This window comes from Pseudomonas sp. UBA7500 (genome assembly GCF_002478435.1).
Classification (GTDB): domain Bacteria; phylum Pseudomonadota; class Gammaproteobacteria; order Pseudomonadales; family Pseudomonadaceae; genus Aquipseudomonas; species Aquipseudomonas palmensis.
Window position 1 is genome coordinate 124,798 of sequence record NZ_DLNW01000028.1, and the last position, 13,267, is coordinate 138,064.

Sequence of the window (13,267 nt, forward strand, 5' to 3'; positions counted from 1 at the left end):
ACTGAAATGACCCCGCATTGTACGGGGGCGATTCGGTGACGTATAGGATGGTGGCGCGGGAAACTGCGCCAAGTGCATCAACACAAAAGAAAAAGCCCGGCAGGGCCGGGCTTTTTCGAGCTGGGGTCCGTGAGCCGGAAGGCTTACAGGATGCTCAGCGGGTACTCGACGATCAGGCGCAGTTCGTCGATCGAAGGCGACGAGTTGTTGTACACCGCATCGCTGGAGCGGTAGGTGGCCTGGCGAACGCGGAAGCTCAGGTCTTTGGCCGGGCCTTCCTGCAGTACGTACTTGGCTTCGATGTCGCGTTCCCACTCTTTGCCGTTGTTGCCGGAGGAAACGTTGGCATCGGTACCACGGATGTAGCGGGTCATGAAGCTCAGGCCCGGTACGCCGAAGGTGGCCATGTTGATGTCGTAGCGAGCCTGCCAGGATTTCTCGTCTTCGGAGTTGAAGTCCGAACGTGCCACCGAGTTGGCCAGGAACACGGTACCGCCGCCGTCGACGCCGTAGGCGTAGCCGCCGTCGCCGCTGATGCGCTGGTGCGCCAGGGTGAAGGTGTGCGCGCCGATGGTGTAGGCGGCGGACAGGCTGAATGCACGGCTGTCGATCTTGTCGCCGTCGTAGGCTTTTTCCAGCGCGGCGCCGGTGCTCTTGGTGTTGTAGAAGTTGAAGTCGAACACCAGGCCCTGCTCGTCGTTGATCGGCAGGCTCCAGTTCACGTTGGCGTAGTATTTGCGCCAGTAGTCTTCGACCTTGGAGTAGTAGAGGCTGGTGCTGAGCTCGTCGCTGAACGCGTAGGTGCCGCCCAGTACGTCGGCCTTGGTCAGGTGGATGCCGCCGTCACGGTTGGTCTGGTCTTGTGCGGTGATGCTGGTGAAGCGACCGGCGTTGAGCGTCAGCCCCTTGATTTCGTTGCTGGTGATCAACGCGCCCTGGGCCATTTCAGGCAGCAGGCGGCTGTCGTCGGTGGCCAGCACTGGCAGCGAGGTGAACTGGTCACCCACTTTCAGGACGGTGTCGGAAATCCGGAACTTGATGGCTGCGCCGCCTTTGGAGTAGTCGTCCTGCGAGCGCTCGTCGGAGCCGGTCGGGAACAGGCCGGTGCCGGCAGTGCCCTTACCGCCGTCCAGTTTCAGGCCCAGCATGCCGATTGCGTCGACGCCGACGCCGATGGTGCCTTGGGTGAAGCCCGACTCGAAGGTGCCGATGAAGCCTTGGCCCCACTCTGCAGCGCGGCTCTGCTCGGTGTTGGGGACGTTGCGGTAGTCACGGCTGAAGTACAGGTTGCGAAGTTTGACGTTCAAGCTGCTGTCTTCTACAAACCCCTTGGATTCATCCTGAGAAGACGCCATGGCCAGCTGCGAGGTGCCTGCCGCTACGGCCAGGGCGATTATGCTCCACTTCATCACGCGCATCGTGATTTGCTCCTTTGGTTTTGGAAGATTACGGCCTTGCCCCCTGGTTTTTTTATGGGGCGGCTCTTTCTTTTTTGAGTCGGCGAAATGTATATCACGCTGACTGTCGTTGGCGATACTTGCGAAAGGAACCTTTCATTAACTTTATGGTCCCGTCGCAAACGGTTAAATCCCTGTCGCAAATTACGCCCCGGCATGACCGGTGCGTTCAACTACAGCGCTGTTTCGCAGAGCAGCAAAGGCAGCGCAATCACGCCAAGCCTTTGATGCCAAAACTCCCTGGTTGCCCTTGCAGCTGTTGTTATTTGTCGCACTTGGCTTGCTTATGCAGGCGCCATGCCGACGTTGGGCAGAGATGAATGCAACAAGCGTGCTCAATTGCGCGGTGCGTTGATGAAATTTTCACATTTCGTCGGCCGAAGGGCGCGTGGTGCCCGAAAACCGGGGGTGTACAGATCTTTTGGTTTGAGGGTCGATGCCGTCGCGGAATAAGCAAAAAATCGACTTTGAAGTCAAAACGTTACCGGCTTGTAGGACAAGTGAGTAGTTTTCGGTAGGAGGCGGTGCTGATTGTGTTCACGAGGCGCTATTTTGGTGCGAAAAGTAGCGTTTTGTTACCGGCGTGAGCGGACCTCCTGCGTGCAGTGTGGTCTGCCTGCCCCGGGATGGAGCGCCATGTACTCATGCCTGTGACTCCAATCGGGAGTATCCTTGCGTCAATCACCTGCCGCGTGCAGGTATCGGGATTGAAAGGTGCGAGGAGATTGTTCTGTGTTTGCTCTTGATTCACGTTTGCAACAAGACACGATTGCGTTGGGGGACTTTCCTCTTTGTCGCTTGTTACTTAGTAAGGATGCTAACTATCCGTGGTTCATTCTGGTGCCGCGGCGTCCTGCTGTCAGCGAAGTATTCGAACTTGATGAAGAGGCGCAGCAGCAACTCTGGCAAGAGACCACGTTGCTGGCCAAGTTGCTCGACGGGCTGTTCGATGCCGACAAGATGAATGTCGCGACCCTGGGCAACGTCGTGAGTCAGTTGCACATGCATGTGATCGTGCGACGCCAGAGCGATGTGGCATGGCCTGGCCCGGTGTGGGGGCGCGTGCCGGCGCTGGTTTATACCGCCGAGGCGCTGGCTCATGTGCGCCGCATCGTCGAGCGTGAGCTTGGTGATTATCTTCAACCGATCGAGGCTTGAATCATGACCCTGGAAGCACGGGTAACCGAGTTGGAGAGTCGTCTGGCATTTCAGGACGATACGCTGCTGGCGCTGAACGATGTGCTGGTGGAGCAGCAGCGGGTGGTTGAGCGGCTGCAGCTGCAGATGGGCGCGCTGCTCAAGCGTTATGAGGAGATGGTGGGGCAGTACGAGTCCAACGAGGAAGAAGCGCCGCCCCCGCACTATTGATGCATGCGCCTCGCGCAGCGGGCCTAAAGGCTCAGTGCAGATCGACAGCAGAACAGGGCGGGTGAGTAGGCGTAAAAAAACCGCGATCGGCCGAGTGGCCGTCGCGGTTCTTCACGCGAGGATCAGCGACGCGGTGCCGCAATCACATCCTCGGCCTGCAGGCCCTTGTCCCGGTTCATCACCGAAAACTCCACACGCTGACCCTCCACCAGCACCCGGTGACCCTCGCCACGAATGGCCCGGAAGTGCACGAAGATGTCATCGCCGGAATCCCGCGAAATGAATCCAAAGCCCTTGGACGTGTTGAACCACTTCACGGTGCCCGTGTCGCGGTTGCTCATGTCGTAGGCAGGTGCCTGGCTGCGCGCACGGCCAACCTTGGCCAGGCCCGCCACCAGATGCAGCAGCACGGCCAGCAGGGCGCAGACCATGGCCGCGACATTGCCCAGCTCCGGGCGCAGCAGCACAGTGACCGCTTGCAATACCACTGCAAGCACCAGCAGCGCGCTGGCAGTGTGTTGCAGGTACTGGCGCGCGCCGCGGTAGTGCATTGGCAGCACAGGCACCAGGATCAGGTTGAGCAGCCCGAACAGCGCCAGGTAGATGGCATCGGGTTGTTGCAGGAAAGGGACAGCTTCGCCCCTCAGGCTAGGAATCAGGGACAGCAGCAAGGCAGCTGCGCCCGTCAACAGGTGAACGATCTTGAACATGGTGGTTTGGCTCACATTTTATTCAGGCATATCACAGGAAGAGCTGAACCCACGGTGCGCGGTTACCGATGAGGCGCCAAAGCGTGGCTGCAGCCTATGAGCCATTGCACAAAAAATGCGCAATGACGGCACAGTGCCTATTTAACAGCAAAGCCGGGTGCTTCTCAAATCAGCGGGCCAAACGGGCCGCGCGGCTGCAGCCCTGTGTCGCACGCCAGACCGGCAATCGGAGCTGCAGGCACGCGCAACTCTTGGTACAGTGCTTCCAGCATGTTGAACTGACATCACAGGAAGGAAATGTACATGGCAATTGATATTGGTATCAGTGAAGAAGATCGCAAGTCCATTGTTGACGGCTTGTCGCATCTGTTATCGGATACATATGTACTGTACTTGAAAACCCATAACTTCCACTGGAACGTGACCGGGCCGATGTTCAATACACTGCACTTGATGTTCGAAGGCCAGTACAACGAACTGGCCCTGGCAGTCGATGCCATCGCCGAGCGAATTCGTGCACTGGGCTTCCCGGCGCCGGGTACTTATTCCACCTACGCCAAGTTGTCCTCGATCAAGGAGGAGCCAGGTGTGCCGGCGGCTGAAGAGATGATCAAGCAACTGGTCGATGGCCAGGAAGCCGTGGTGCGGACCGCGCGCAGCCTGTTCCCGTTGCTGGACAAGGTCAGCGACGAGCCGACCGCCGACCTGTTGACCCAGCGCATGCAGGCCCATGAAAAGACTGCCTGGATGCTGCGCTCGCTGTTGGCCAAGTGAGTGTTCGGCGCCTGTAAAGGCGCCTGTTGAAAGACGCAAGCCCGATTCTTCCTTAGAGGAATCGGGCTTTTTAATGGGTACTTCCTGCGTGCTGCGGCCGGCGTGGAACAGTTTCAGCAGGTGTGGTACATGAACTCAACTAAAAGGTTATTCCTACGCTGCGCAGGCTCGCGGTCTGCTGGTTGCAATACGATGAACAGCGCTTCATAGGCAGGTACCTGGATAGCAAGTATCCCGGTGATGAACTTCCTGTCAGTCAATGCGTGGGATGAATATGTCGCGAGTCGTGAATGAACGTGCATGCACCGCCGAGCAACTTCGTATGGCCCCTGGTGATCCTTTTCAGGCAGATTTCAATATGGGCCTGGCGCGCCCGCTGTCGCGTTCGGTGCGACTCAACGGCTTCGCCACCTGCTTGCGCCTGGAAGAGGTCTACTGGAAAATCCTCGAGCGCATTGCCGCCGCCAACCGGTGTACGGTCAATGCGGTGCTGTCCCATGTGGACCGCGAAGTCCACCTTCGCCACGGCGGCGTCAAGAATTTCAGCGGCCTGGTGCGGGTGATCTGCGTGGTCTACGTGCTGAGGGGCGGCGCCAAGCCCTGAACCATTCGTGCGCTGGCACGGCGGGCGGGCTGCACAGCCCCGGTTAACCATATATAATCCCGCTTTTTGCTGCGTGGCGCGGCCCGCGCAGTGGTCAACGAGATACGCCAATGCCCCTGTACGACTATCAATGCGGTTCCTGCAGCCACCAGATGGAAGTTCTGCAGAAGATCAGCGCAGCGCCGCTGACCGATTGCCCGGCCTGCCAGGCACCTGCCCTGAAGAAGCTGATTTCTGCCCCGGGCTTCCGCCTGGGCGGCACCGGCTGGTATGAAACCGACTTCAAGACCGGCACCAAAAAGAACCTGGCGGGCGCCGACAAGGCCGACTGAGTTGAACTGTACTGCCAGGGTCTTGCACTATGGGCCCTCTGGGGCCGGCAAGGTCCACACCCGAATTCACGAATGACGAGAAGCGAAACCACCATCATGATGCGCAGCCACTATTGCGGCCAACTGAACGAGAGCCTGGAAGGTCAGGAAATTACCCTTTGCGGCTGGGTCCATCGTCGTCGCGACCACGGCGGGGTGATTTTCCTCGACATCCGTGATCGCGAAGGCATGGCTCAGGTCGTGTTCGACCCGGACCGCGCAGAAAGCTTTGCCGCCGCCGACCGCGTGCGCAGCGAGTACGTGGTGAAGATCACCGGCAAGGTGCGTCCGCGCCCTGCAGGCGCAGTCAACGCCAACATGGCCTCGGGCGCCATCGAAGTGCTGGGCTACGAGCTCGAAGTGCTGAACGAAGCGGAAACCCCGCCGTTCCCGCTCAACGAGTACTCCGACGTGGGTGAAGAGACCCGCCTGCGCTATCGCTTCATCGACCTGCGTCGTCCGGAGATGGCCGAGAAGCTGCGTCTGCGCTCGCGCATCACCACCAGCATCCGTCGCTTCCTTGACGAAAACGGCTTCCTCGACGTCGAGACGCCGATCCTGACCCGCGCTACCCCGGAAGGCGCGCGTGACTACCTGGTGCCAAGCCGTACCCACGCTGGCAGCTTCTTTGCCCTGCCGCAATCGCCCCAGCTGTTCAAGCAACTGCTGATGGTGGCCGGTTTCGATCGCTACTACCAGATCGCCAAGTGCTTCCGCGACGAAGACCTGCGCGCCGACCGCCAGCCGGAATTCACCCAGATCGACATCGAGACCAGCTTCCTGGACGAGACCGAGATCATGGGCCTGACCGAAAGCATGATCCGCAAACTGTTCAAGGAAGTCCTGGACCTGGAGTTCGGCGAATTCCCGCACATGACCTTCGAAGAGGCCATGCGCCGCTACGGTTCGGACAAGCCTGACCTGCGCAACCCGCTGGAACTGGTGGATGTGGCCGACCAGCTGCAAGCGGTCGACTTCAAGGTGTTCAGCGGCCCGGCCAACGACCCGAAATGCCGCGTTGCCGCACTGCGTGTACCGGGCGGGGCGAGCATGCCGCGCAGCCGTATCGACGAGTACACCAAGTTCGTCGGCATCTACGGTGCCAAGGGCCTGGCGTACATCAAGGTCAACGAGCGCGCCAAGGGCGTCGAGGGCCTGCAGTCGCCAATCGTCAAGAACATCCCCGAGGCCAACCTGAACGTGATCCTCGATCGCGTGGGCGCGGTCGATGGCGACATCGTGTTCTTCGGTGCCGACAAGTCCAAGATCGTCAGCGAAGCCCTGGGCGCGCTGCGCATCAAGGTCGGCAACGACTTCAACCTGCTGACCTGCGAATGGGCACCGATGTGGGTTGTCGACTTCCCGATGTTCGAAGAGAACGACGACGGCAGCTTCACGGCGCTGCACCACCCGTTCACCGCGCCAAAATGCTCCCCTGAAGAGCTGGAGGCCAACCCGGCCACCGCGCTGTCGCGCGCCTATGACATGGTGCTCAACGGCACCGAACTGGGTGGCGGTTCGATCCGTATCCACCGCAAAGAGATGCAGCAGGCCGTGTTCCGCCTGTTGGGCATCGAGGCGGCGGAACAGGAAGAGAAGTTCGGCTTCCTGCTCGACGCGCTGAAGTTCGGTGCACCGCCGCACGGTGGCCTGGCCTTCGGTCTGGACCGCCTGGTGATGCTGATGACCGGCGCCCAGTCGATTCGTGAAGTGATCGCCTTCCCGAAAACCCAGAGCGCGGCGTGCGTCATGACCCAGGCCCCAGGCCTGGTCGATGCCAAGGCACTGCGTGAGCTGCACATCCGTCTGCGCGAACAGCCCAAGGCTGAGTAAGCGGGCCCGGGGCGCATCCACTTGGATGCGCCTTTGCGTTACGGCATACCGAATTGATTGCCCACGCCAGGTTTTCTTCTGGCGGGGGCGTGGTTTTGTTTCAAGGATTTCTGGAGTCAGTTATGGCGGGTCATTCCAAGTGGGCGAACATCAAGCACCGCAAAGAGCGCCAGGATGCCAAGAGAGGCAAGATCTTCACCAAGTGGATTCGTGAGCTGACCGTCGCTGCCAAGCAGGGCGGTGGTGACCCGAATTCCAACCCGCGCCTGCGCCTGGCGCTGGACAAGGCCTTGGGCGCGAACATGAGCCGCGACATCATCGATCGCGCCGTGGCCCGTGGTGCAGGCGCAACCGAAGCCGACAATGTCGAAGAGCTCAGCTACGAAGGCTACGGCCCGGGCGGCGTGGCGATCATGGTCGAGGCCATGACCGACAACCGCAACCGCACCGCCGCGGCCGTGCGCCATGCCTTCAGCAAGTGCGGTGGCAACCTGGGCACCGATGGCTCGGTGGCCTATCTGTTCGAGCGCAAGGGGCAGATCAGCTTTGCCGCCGGTGTCGATGAAGACGCACTGATGGAAGCGGCGATGGAGGCCGATGCCGACGACGTGGTCAGCAACGAAGATGGCTCGTTCGACGTGTTCACCTCGTTTGCCAGCTTCTACGCGGTGCGTACTGCCCTGGAGGCTGCCGGCTTCAAGGCTGCGGATGCGGAAATCGTCATGCAGCCGACCACCAGCGCCGAACTCGACCTGGAGGGTGCACAGAAGGTGCTCAAGCTGATCGACATGCTTGAAGACCTGGACGATGTGCAGAATGTGTATTCCAACGCCGAAATTCCTGACGAAGTCATGGAACAACTCGGCTAAGGTTCAGTTCTGGCGTACTCGAGGCCGGATTCGTCCGCAGGCACCTTGTGCCCGTGACGGGTCCGGCTTCTGTCTTTTTAATGGCGCCCCGGTGCGCCACTGGTTGCGCAGGCGATATGACTCTGATTCTTGGTATTGACCCCGGCTCGCGGATTACCGGCTATGGTGTGGTGCGCCACACGGCGCGCGGGTGCGAGTACGTGGCCTCCGGTTGCATCCGTACCGGCAGCGGCGAGCTGCCCGAGCGCCTGCAGGTGGTATACCGCAGCGTGCGCGAAATCATCCAGTTGCACGGGCCGGTGACCATGGGTATCGAGCGGGTGTTCATGGCGCGCAACGCCGACTCGGCGCTCAAGCTCGGCCAGGCGCGCGGCGCCGCCATCGTCGCCGGCGTCGAAGAGGGCCTGGAGATCGCCGAGTACAGTGCCACCCAGGTCAAGCAGGCGGTCGCCGGTACGGGCGGGGCCAACAAGGAACAGGTGCAGATGATGGTCATGCACCTGCTCAAGCTCACCCAGAAGCCGCAGATAGACGCCTCCGATGCCCTGGCCATCGCCCTGTGCCATGCCCATACCCGTTCCAGCCTGGTGCCGCACGGGCTGGGCGCTGCACGCAGCCGCAGTGGCCGCCTAAGGCTCTGATAGCATCATCGGTTAACACAATTTCGCTTGCCGGCCACCGCCGGCTTGCAATCATGGCGGCTGATGGCGGGCTTGATCGCCCCGGCGCCCTGGATAAAGGACCTGAACGTGATTGGACGTTTGCGCGGTACCCTGGCTGAAAAGCAGCCGCCGCACCTGATTGTCGATGTCAACGGCCTGGGCTACGAGCTCGAGGTGCCGATGACCACCCTGTATCGCCTACCCAAGGTTGGCGAGGCAGTGACGCTGCACACCCACCTGGTGGTACGTGAAGACGCGCACCTGCTGTATGGCTTTCACGAAAAGCGCGAGCGCGAGCTGTTCCGCGAGCTGATCCGCCTCAACGGCGTAGGGCCCAAGCTGGCCCTGGCATTGATGTCGGGCCTGGAGGTCGACGACCTGATACGCTGCGTGCAGGCCCAGGACACCTCGGCGCTGGTCAAGGTGCCGGGGGTGGGCAAGAAGACCGCCGAGCGCCTGCTGGTCGAACTCAAGGACCGCTTCAAGGCCTGGGAAACCGCGCCAAGCCTGTTTACCCTGGTGTCCGACGGCCCGCAGCCGGTGGCAAGTGCCTCCACTGCCGAAACCGATGCGGTCAGCGCGCTGATCTCGCTGGGCTACAAGCCGCAGGAAGCCAGCCGCGCCGTGGCGGCCATCGATGCCAAGGGCCTGAGCAGCGAAGAGCTGATCCGGCGCAGCCTCAAGGGGATGATTTAAGTGATCGAAGCCGACCGACTCATAGCCGCTACCGGGCGCGACCGCGAAGAGGTCCAGGACCGGGCGATCCGGCCATTGCGCCTGGACGAGTACATCGGGCAGCCAGTGGTGCGCGAGCAGATGGCGCTGTTCATCCAGGCGGCACGTGGGCGCAGCGAGTCGCTGGACCATACGCTGATCTTCGGCCCGCCGGGCCTGGGCAAGACCACCCTGGCCAACATCATCGCGCAGGAGATGGGCGTTTCGATCAAGAGCACCTCCGGGCCGATCCTCGAGCGTCCGGGCGATCTGGCGGCGCTGCTGACCAACCTGGAACCCCACGATGTACTGTTCATCGACGAGATTCACCGGCTTTCGCCGATCGTCGAGGAAGTGCTGTACCCGGCCATGGAAGACTTCCAGCTGGATATCATGATCGGCGAGGGGCCGGCCGCACGTTCGATCAAGCTCGATTTGCCGCCGTTCACTCTGGTCGGGGCAACCACCCGCGCCGGCATGCTGACCAATCCGCTGCGCGACCGTTTCGGTATCGTGCAGCGCCTGGAGTTCTACAACACCGCAGACCTGGCCACCATCGTCAGCCGCTCGGGCGGGATTCTGGGCCTGCCGATCGAGGACGAGGGCGCCTTCGAGATCGCCCGGCGCGCCCGCGGCACCCCGCGTATCGCCAATCGTCTGCTGCGTCGTGTACGCGACTACGCCGAGGTGCGTGGCAAAGGTGACATCACCAAGGCCATCGCCGACCTGGCGCTGAACCTGCTGGACGTGGACGAGCGTGGTTTCGATCACCAGGACCGGCGCCTGCTGCTGACCATGATCGAGAAGTTCGACGGTGGCCCGGTGGGTGTTGACAGCCTGGCGGCGGCGATCAGCGAAGAACGTCACACCATCGAGGACGTGCTGGAGCCCTACCTGATCCAGCAGGGCTACATCATGCGCACACCCCGTGGGCGCGTGGTGACCCGGCACGCCTACCTGCACTTTGGCCTGAACATTCCGGGCCGCATGGGCGAGTCGGTCAACGGCGAGGGTTTTTCCGACCTGGCCGATGAATGACAGACTTATCCGGCGTTTTCGTGGTCCTATCGGCGGACACGCATGAGTCGCGCTGGCAATACGACATAATCCGTTAAAAACAGTTGGTGGGGCGGATTGGCAAGCTGAGGAGTTAGCACTAGAGTATGCGCGCGCAAAATGGGGTTGAGTCGTTCGCACATCGCTGTCGCGTCTATTACGAGGACACCGATGCGGGCGGCGTGGTGTATTACGTCAATTATCTGAAATTCATGGAGCGTGCCCGCACCGAGCGGTTGCGCGAGCTGGGCTTTGCCCAGTCTGCGATGGCAGAACAGAACACCTTGTTCGTCGTTCATTCCAGCGAGGCGCGCTACCACGCGCCGGCCCGCCTGGACGATGAATTGCGGGTCACCGCACAAGTGCTTGAATTGAATCGTGCCAGCCTGCGCTTTGTGCAGCAGGTCTGGCGCGAGCGTGATGCAACGCTGCTCTGCGAGGGGCAGTTCCTGGTGGCCTGTGTGCGCGCCGATACGTTCAAACCCCGGGCCATTCCTTCCGAGCTGCGTGCAGCCTTTGTGGCGGCGGATGGTGCGGGTAACCAAACAATTGCAGGAGATTAAGCGTGGAAGCTAACGTCGTCGACCATACCTCCATGTGGAGCCTGGTCAGTAATGCCAGCATCGTGGTGCAGCTGGTCATGCTGATTCTGGTGGCCGCATCGGTGACCTCGTGGATCATGATTTTTCAGCGCAGCACCATGCTGCGTGCCGGTCGTCGTGCGCTGGAAAGCTTCGAGGAGCGCTTCTGGTCGGGCATCGACCTGTCCAAGCTGTACCGCCAGGCCGGTAGCAACCCGGACCCGGACTCGGGTGTGGAGCAGGTCTTCCGTGCCGGCTTCAAGGAGTTCTCGCGCCTGCGCCAGCAACCGGGTGTCGACCCTGACGCCGTGATGGAAGGCGTTGGCCGGGCCATGCGCGTGGCCATCTCGCGTGAAGAAGAGAAGCTCGAACAGAGCCTGCCGTTCCTCGCCACCGTCGGTTCCACCAGCCCGTACATCGGTCTGTTCGGTACCGTATGGGGCATCATGAACTCCTTCCGCGGCCTGGCTTCGGCCCAGCAGGCGACCCTGGCCACTGTGGCTCCGGGTATCGCCGAGGCACTGATCGCCACCGCGATCGGCCTGTTCGCCGCAATCCCGGCAGTTATTGCCTACAACCGTTTCGCTGCACGCAGTGAAGTCTTGATCGGCCGCTACTACACGTTCGCCGACGAGTTCCAGGCCATCCTGCACCGTAAAGTGCACACCAGCGAAGAGTGATCAGGTAAAAGCCCATGGCTCGAGTTCGACACAAACGCAAGCCGGTCGCGGAGATGAACGTGGTGCCCTACATCGATGTGATGTTGGTACTGCTGGTCATCTTCATGGTGACCGCACCGATGCTCAACCAGGGCGTGAAGGTCGACCTGCCCAAGGTTTCCAGCGAAGCCTTGCCGCAGGACAACAACGTCCAGATCCTTACCATTTCGATCAAGGCCGACAAGACCTATTTCTGGAACCTTGGCAGCGAAGTCGACACCGAAAAGCAGATGGACAAGGCCATGACCTTGCCGCAAATGACCGACGCGGTGACCAAGATCATCGCGGCCGGACGTGACCAGGGCAAACAGACCCAGGTGTTCATCCGTGGCGACAAGGCCGTCGACTATGGCGCGGTGATGGGCGCCATGGGCGGGTTGCAGAAGGCCGGTGTCGGTAACGTTGGCCTGATTACCGAGGCGCCCTGATGCAACAGCGAGAGCCATCCGCCTCGGAAAGCTATTTCTGGCCCAGCGTCTGGGCCATCGCGCTGCACGTTCTGGTGTTCGGCATGCTGTTCGTCAGCTTTGCCATGACCCCGGAACTGCCGCCGGCCAAGCCTATTGTCCAGGCGACCCTGTACCAGCTGAAGTCCAAAAGTCAGGCCACCACCCAGACCAATCAGAAGATTGCGGGTGAAGCGAAGAAAACCGCTGCGCGCCAGACCGAAGTCGAGCAGATGGAACAGAAGAAGGTCGAGCAGCAGAAGCAGGAAGCGGTGAAGGCTGCGGAACAAAAGAAAGAAGAGGCGGCTCAAAAGGCCGAAGAAGCCCGCGAGGCGGCCGAAGCCAAGAAGGCCGACGAGGCCAAGAAAGCCGACGAGGCCAAAAAAGCGGACGCGGCCAAGAAAGCCGAGGAAGCCAAGAAGGTCGAAGAGAAACAGCAGGCCGACCTCGCCAAGAAGAAAGCCGAGGAAGAGGCCAAGAAACAGGCAGCAGAAGAGGCCAAGAAGCAGGCCGCTGAAGACGCCAAGAAGAAAGCCGCCGAGGATGCCAAGAAAAAGGCAGCCGAGGATGCGAAGAAAAAAGCGGCAGCCGAAGAGGCCAAGAAAAAGGCCGCCGAGGATGCCAAGAAGAAAGCCGCAGCCGATGCGGCCAAGAAGAAGTCAGCAGAAGCGGCGCGCAAGGCGGCGGAAGACAAGAAAGCCCAGGCCCTGGCCGAGCTGTTGTCCGACTCCACCGAACGGCAGCAGGCGCTGGCCGACGAGCAGGGTGACCAGGTGGCCGGCGACTTCGACGACCTGATACGTGCCCGCGCAGCCGAAGGCTGGGCGCGCCCACCTTCTGCACGCAAGAACATGACGGTGGTCCTGCAGATTGGCATGTTGCCCGATGGCACCGTGACCACGGTGAGCGTTGCACGCTCCAGTGGTGATGGTCCGTTCGATGCTTCTGCGGTAGCAGCGGTCAAGAACATTGGCCGCCTGACCGAAATGCAGGGCTTGAAACCGAGCGAATTCAATCCCTATCGTTCATTCAAGATGACATTCACACCTGAGGATCTAGCCTTGTGATTAACCTTCTTAGAGGACTGCTGGTCGTTCTCTGCT

General features: G+C 61.0%; 16 protein-coding genes. 14 read left to right on the forward strand and 2 right to left on the reverse strand.

Annotated features, from left to right (window positions below; translation table 11 throughout):
- Positions 1 to 143 precede the first annotated feature (143 nt).
- Positions 144 to 1,418 carry an OprD family porin gene (locus B4I46_RS13710; RefSeq protein WP_043864251.1) on the reverse strand — a complete coding sequence of 425 codons (1,275 nt, stop codon included), beginning with the start codon at positions 1,416 to 1,418 and terminating at the stop codon, positions 144 to 146.
- A 771-nt stretch (positions 1,419 to 2,189) separates the two neighbouring features.
- On the opposite strand from B4I46_RS13710, the gene B4I46_RS13715 reads away from it, so the two are divergent.
- Both B4I46_RS13715 and B4I46_RS13720 read left to right on the forward strand, forming a co-directional pair.
- Positions 2,190 to 2,615, forward strand: coding sequence for an HIT domain-containing protein (locus B4I46_RS13715; RefSeq protein ID WP_078480040.1), 426 nt, complete (start codon positions 2,190 to 2,192; stop codon positions 2,613 to 2,615).
- A gap of 3 nt (positions 2,616 to 2,618) precedes the next feature.
- Positions 2,619 to 2,825 carry a SlyX family protein gene (locus tag B4I46_RS13720; protein ID WP_043864249.1) on the forward strand — a complete coding sequence of 69 codons (207 nt, stop codon included), beginning with the start codon at positions 2,619 to 2,621 and terminating at the stop codon, positions 2,823 to 2,825.
- 122 nt (positions 2,826 to 2,947) lie between these two features.
- On the opposite strand, the gene B4I46_RS13725 is transcribed toward B4I46_RS13720, so the two are convergent.
- Positions 2,948 to 3,535, reverse strand: coding sequence for a cold-shock protein (locus tag B4I46_RS13725; RefSeq protein WP_043864302.1), 588 nt, complete (start codon positions 3,533 to 3,535; stop codon positions 2,948 to 2,950).
- 303 nt (positions 3,536 to 3,838) lie between these two features.
- Between B4I46_RS13725 and B4I46_RS13730 the strand changes: the two genes are divergently transcribed.
- From B4I46_RS13730 to tolA, 12 genes are all read left to right on the forward strand, one after another.
- Positions 3,839 to 4,309: a Dps family protein gene (locus tag B4I46_RS13730; RefSeq protein ID WP_043864248.1), complete on the forward strand. Its 471-nt coding sequence runs from the start codon at positions 3,839 to 3,841 to the stop codon at positions 4,307 to 4,309.
- 274 nt (positions 4,310 to 4,583) lie between these two features.
- Positions 4,584 to 4,913, forward strand: coding sequence for a ribbon-helix-helix domain-containing protein (locus B4I46_RS13735; protein WP_043864247.1), 330 nt, complete (start codon positions 4,584 to 4,586; stop codon positions 4,911 to 4,913).
- A gap of 110 nt (positions 4,914 to 5,023) precedes the next feature.
- Positions 5,024 to 5,245, forward strand: coding sequence for an FmdB family zinc ribbon protein (locus B4I46_RS13740; protein WP_043864246.1), 222 nt, complete (start codon positions 5,024 to 5,026; stop codon positions 5,243 to 5,245).
- A gap of 96 nt (positions 5,246 to 5,341) precedes the next feature.
- Positions 5,342 to 7,117 (forward strand): aspartate--tRNA ligase, encoded by a 1,776-nt coding sequence (aspS, locus tag B4I46_RS13745; protein ID WP_043864301.1) that lies wholly within the window; start codon positions 5,342 to 5,344, stop codon positions 7,115 to 7,117.
- Between the two features lie 122 nt (positions 7,118 to 7,239).
- Positions 7,240 to 7,986, forward strand: coding sequence for a YebC/PmpR family DNA-binding transcriptional regulator (locus tag B4I46_RS13750; RefSeq protein ID WP_043864245.1), 747 nt, complete (start codon positions 7,240 to 7,242; stop codon positions 7,984 to 7,986).
- A 116-nt stretch (positions 7,987 to 8,102) separates the two neighbouring features.
- On the forward strand, positions 8,103 to 8,627 hold the full coding sequence (ruvC, locus tag B4I46_RS13755; protein ID WP_043864244.1) for a crossover junction endodeoxyribonuclease RuvC: 525 nt from the start codon (positions 8,103 to 8,105) through the stop codon (positions 8,625 to 8,627).
- A 108-nt stretch (positions 8,628 to 8,735) separates the two neighbouring features.
- Positions 8,736 to 9,344, forward strand: a complete 609-nt coding sequence (ruvA, locus tag B4I46_RS13760; RefSeq protein ID WP_043864300.1) for a Holliday junction branch migration protein RuvA — start codon at positions 8,736 to 8,738, stop codon at positions 9,342 to 9,344.
- On the forward strand, positions 9,345 to 10,400 hold the full coding sequence (gene ruvB, locus B4I46_RS13765; RefSeq protein WP_043864243.1) for a Holliday junction branch migration DNA helicase RuvB: 1,056 nt from the start codon (positions 9,345 to 9,347) through the stop codon (positions 10,398 to 10,400).
- Positions 10,401 to 10,525: 125 nt separating this feature from the next.
- Positions 10,526 to 10,981, forward strand: coding sequence for a tol-pal system-associated acyl-CoA thioesterase (ybgC, locus tag B4I46_RS13770; RefSeq protein WP_043864242.1), 456 nt, complete (start codon positions 10,526 to 10,528; stop codon positions 10,979 to 10,981).
- Positions 10,982 to 10,983: 2 nt separating this feature from the next.
- Positions 10,984 to 11,679, forward strand: a complete 696-nt coding sequence (gene tolQ, locus B4I46_RS13775) for a protein TolQ (protein WP_043864241.1) — start codon at positions 10,984 to 10,986, stop codon at positions 11,677 to 11,679.
- 14 nt (positions 11,680 to 11,693) lie between these two features.
- A complete protein-coding gene (gene tolR / locus B4I46_RS13780) occupies positions 11,694 to 12,146 on the forward strand; it encodes a protein TolR (RefSeq protein WP_043864240.1) in 453 nt (150 codons plus the stop codon).
- On the forward strand, positions 12,146 to 13,231 hold the full coding sequence (gene tolA / locus B4I46_RS13785) for a cell envelope integrity protein TolA (RefSeq protein ID WP_043864239.1): 1,086 nt from the start codon (positions 12,146 to 12,148) through the stop codon (positions 13,229 to 13,231). The genes tolR and tolA overlap by 1 nt, the downstream gene beginning before the upstream one ends.
- The last annotated feature ends 36 nt before the right edge of the window (positions 13,232 to 13,267 follow it).

Excerpts from the sequence above, each read along its gene's own strand:
- B4I46_RS13735 (WP_043864247.1), top strand. The coding sequence starts at position 4,584 with ATGTCGCGAGTCGTGAATGAACGTGCATGCACCGCCGAGCAACTTCGT.
- B4I46_RS13730 (WP_043864248.1), top strand. The coding sequence starts at position 3,839 with ATGGCAATTGATATTGGTATCAGTGAAGAAGATCGCAAGTCCATTGTT.
- B4I46_RS13740 (WP_043864246.1), top strand. The coding sequence starts at position 5,024 with ATGCCCCTGTACGACTATCAATGCGGTTCCTGCAGCCACCAGATGGAA.
- B4I46_RS13750 (WP_043864245.1), top strand. The coding sequence starts at position 7,240 with ATGGCGGGTCATTCCAAGTGGGCGAACATCAAGCACCGCAAAGAGCGC.
- tolR (WP_043864240.1), top strand. The coding sequence starts at position 11,694 with ATGGCTCGAGTTCGACACAAACGCAAGCCGGTCGCGGAGATGAACGTG.
- ruvC (WP_043864244.1), top strand. The coding sequence starts at position 8,103 with ATGACTCTGATTCTTGGTATTGACCCCGGCTCGCGGATTACCGGCTAT.
- B4I46_RS13710 (WP_043864251.1), bottom strand. The coding sequence starts at position 1,418 with ATGCGCGTGATGAAGTGGAGCATAATCGCCCTGGCCGTAGCGGCAGGC.
- aspS (WP_043864301.1), top strand. The coding sequence starts at position 5,342 with ATGATGCGCAGCCACTATTGCGGCCAACTGAACGAGAGCCTGGAAGGT.
- B4I46_RS13725 (WP_043864302.1), bottom strand. The coding sequence starts at position 3,535 with ATGTTCAAGATCGTTCACCTGTTGACGGGCGCAGCTGCCTTGCTGCTG.
- tolA (WP_043864239.1), top strand. The coding sequence starts at position 12,146 with ATGCAACAGCGAGAGCCATCCGCCTCGGAAAGCTATTTCTGGCCCAGC.
- B4I46_RS13720 (WP_043864249.1), top strand. The coding sequence starts at position 2,619 with ATGACCCTGGAAGCACGGGTAACCGAGTTGGAGAGTCGTCTGGCATTT.
- ybgC (WP_043864242.1), top strand. The coding sequence starts at position 10,526 with ATGCGCGCGCAAAATGGGGTTGAGTCGTTCGCACATCGCTGTCGCGTC.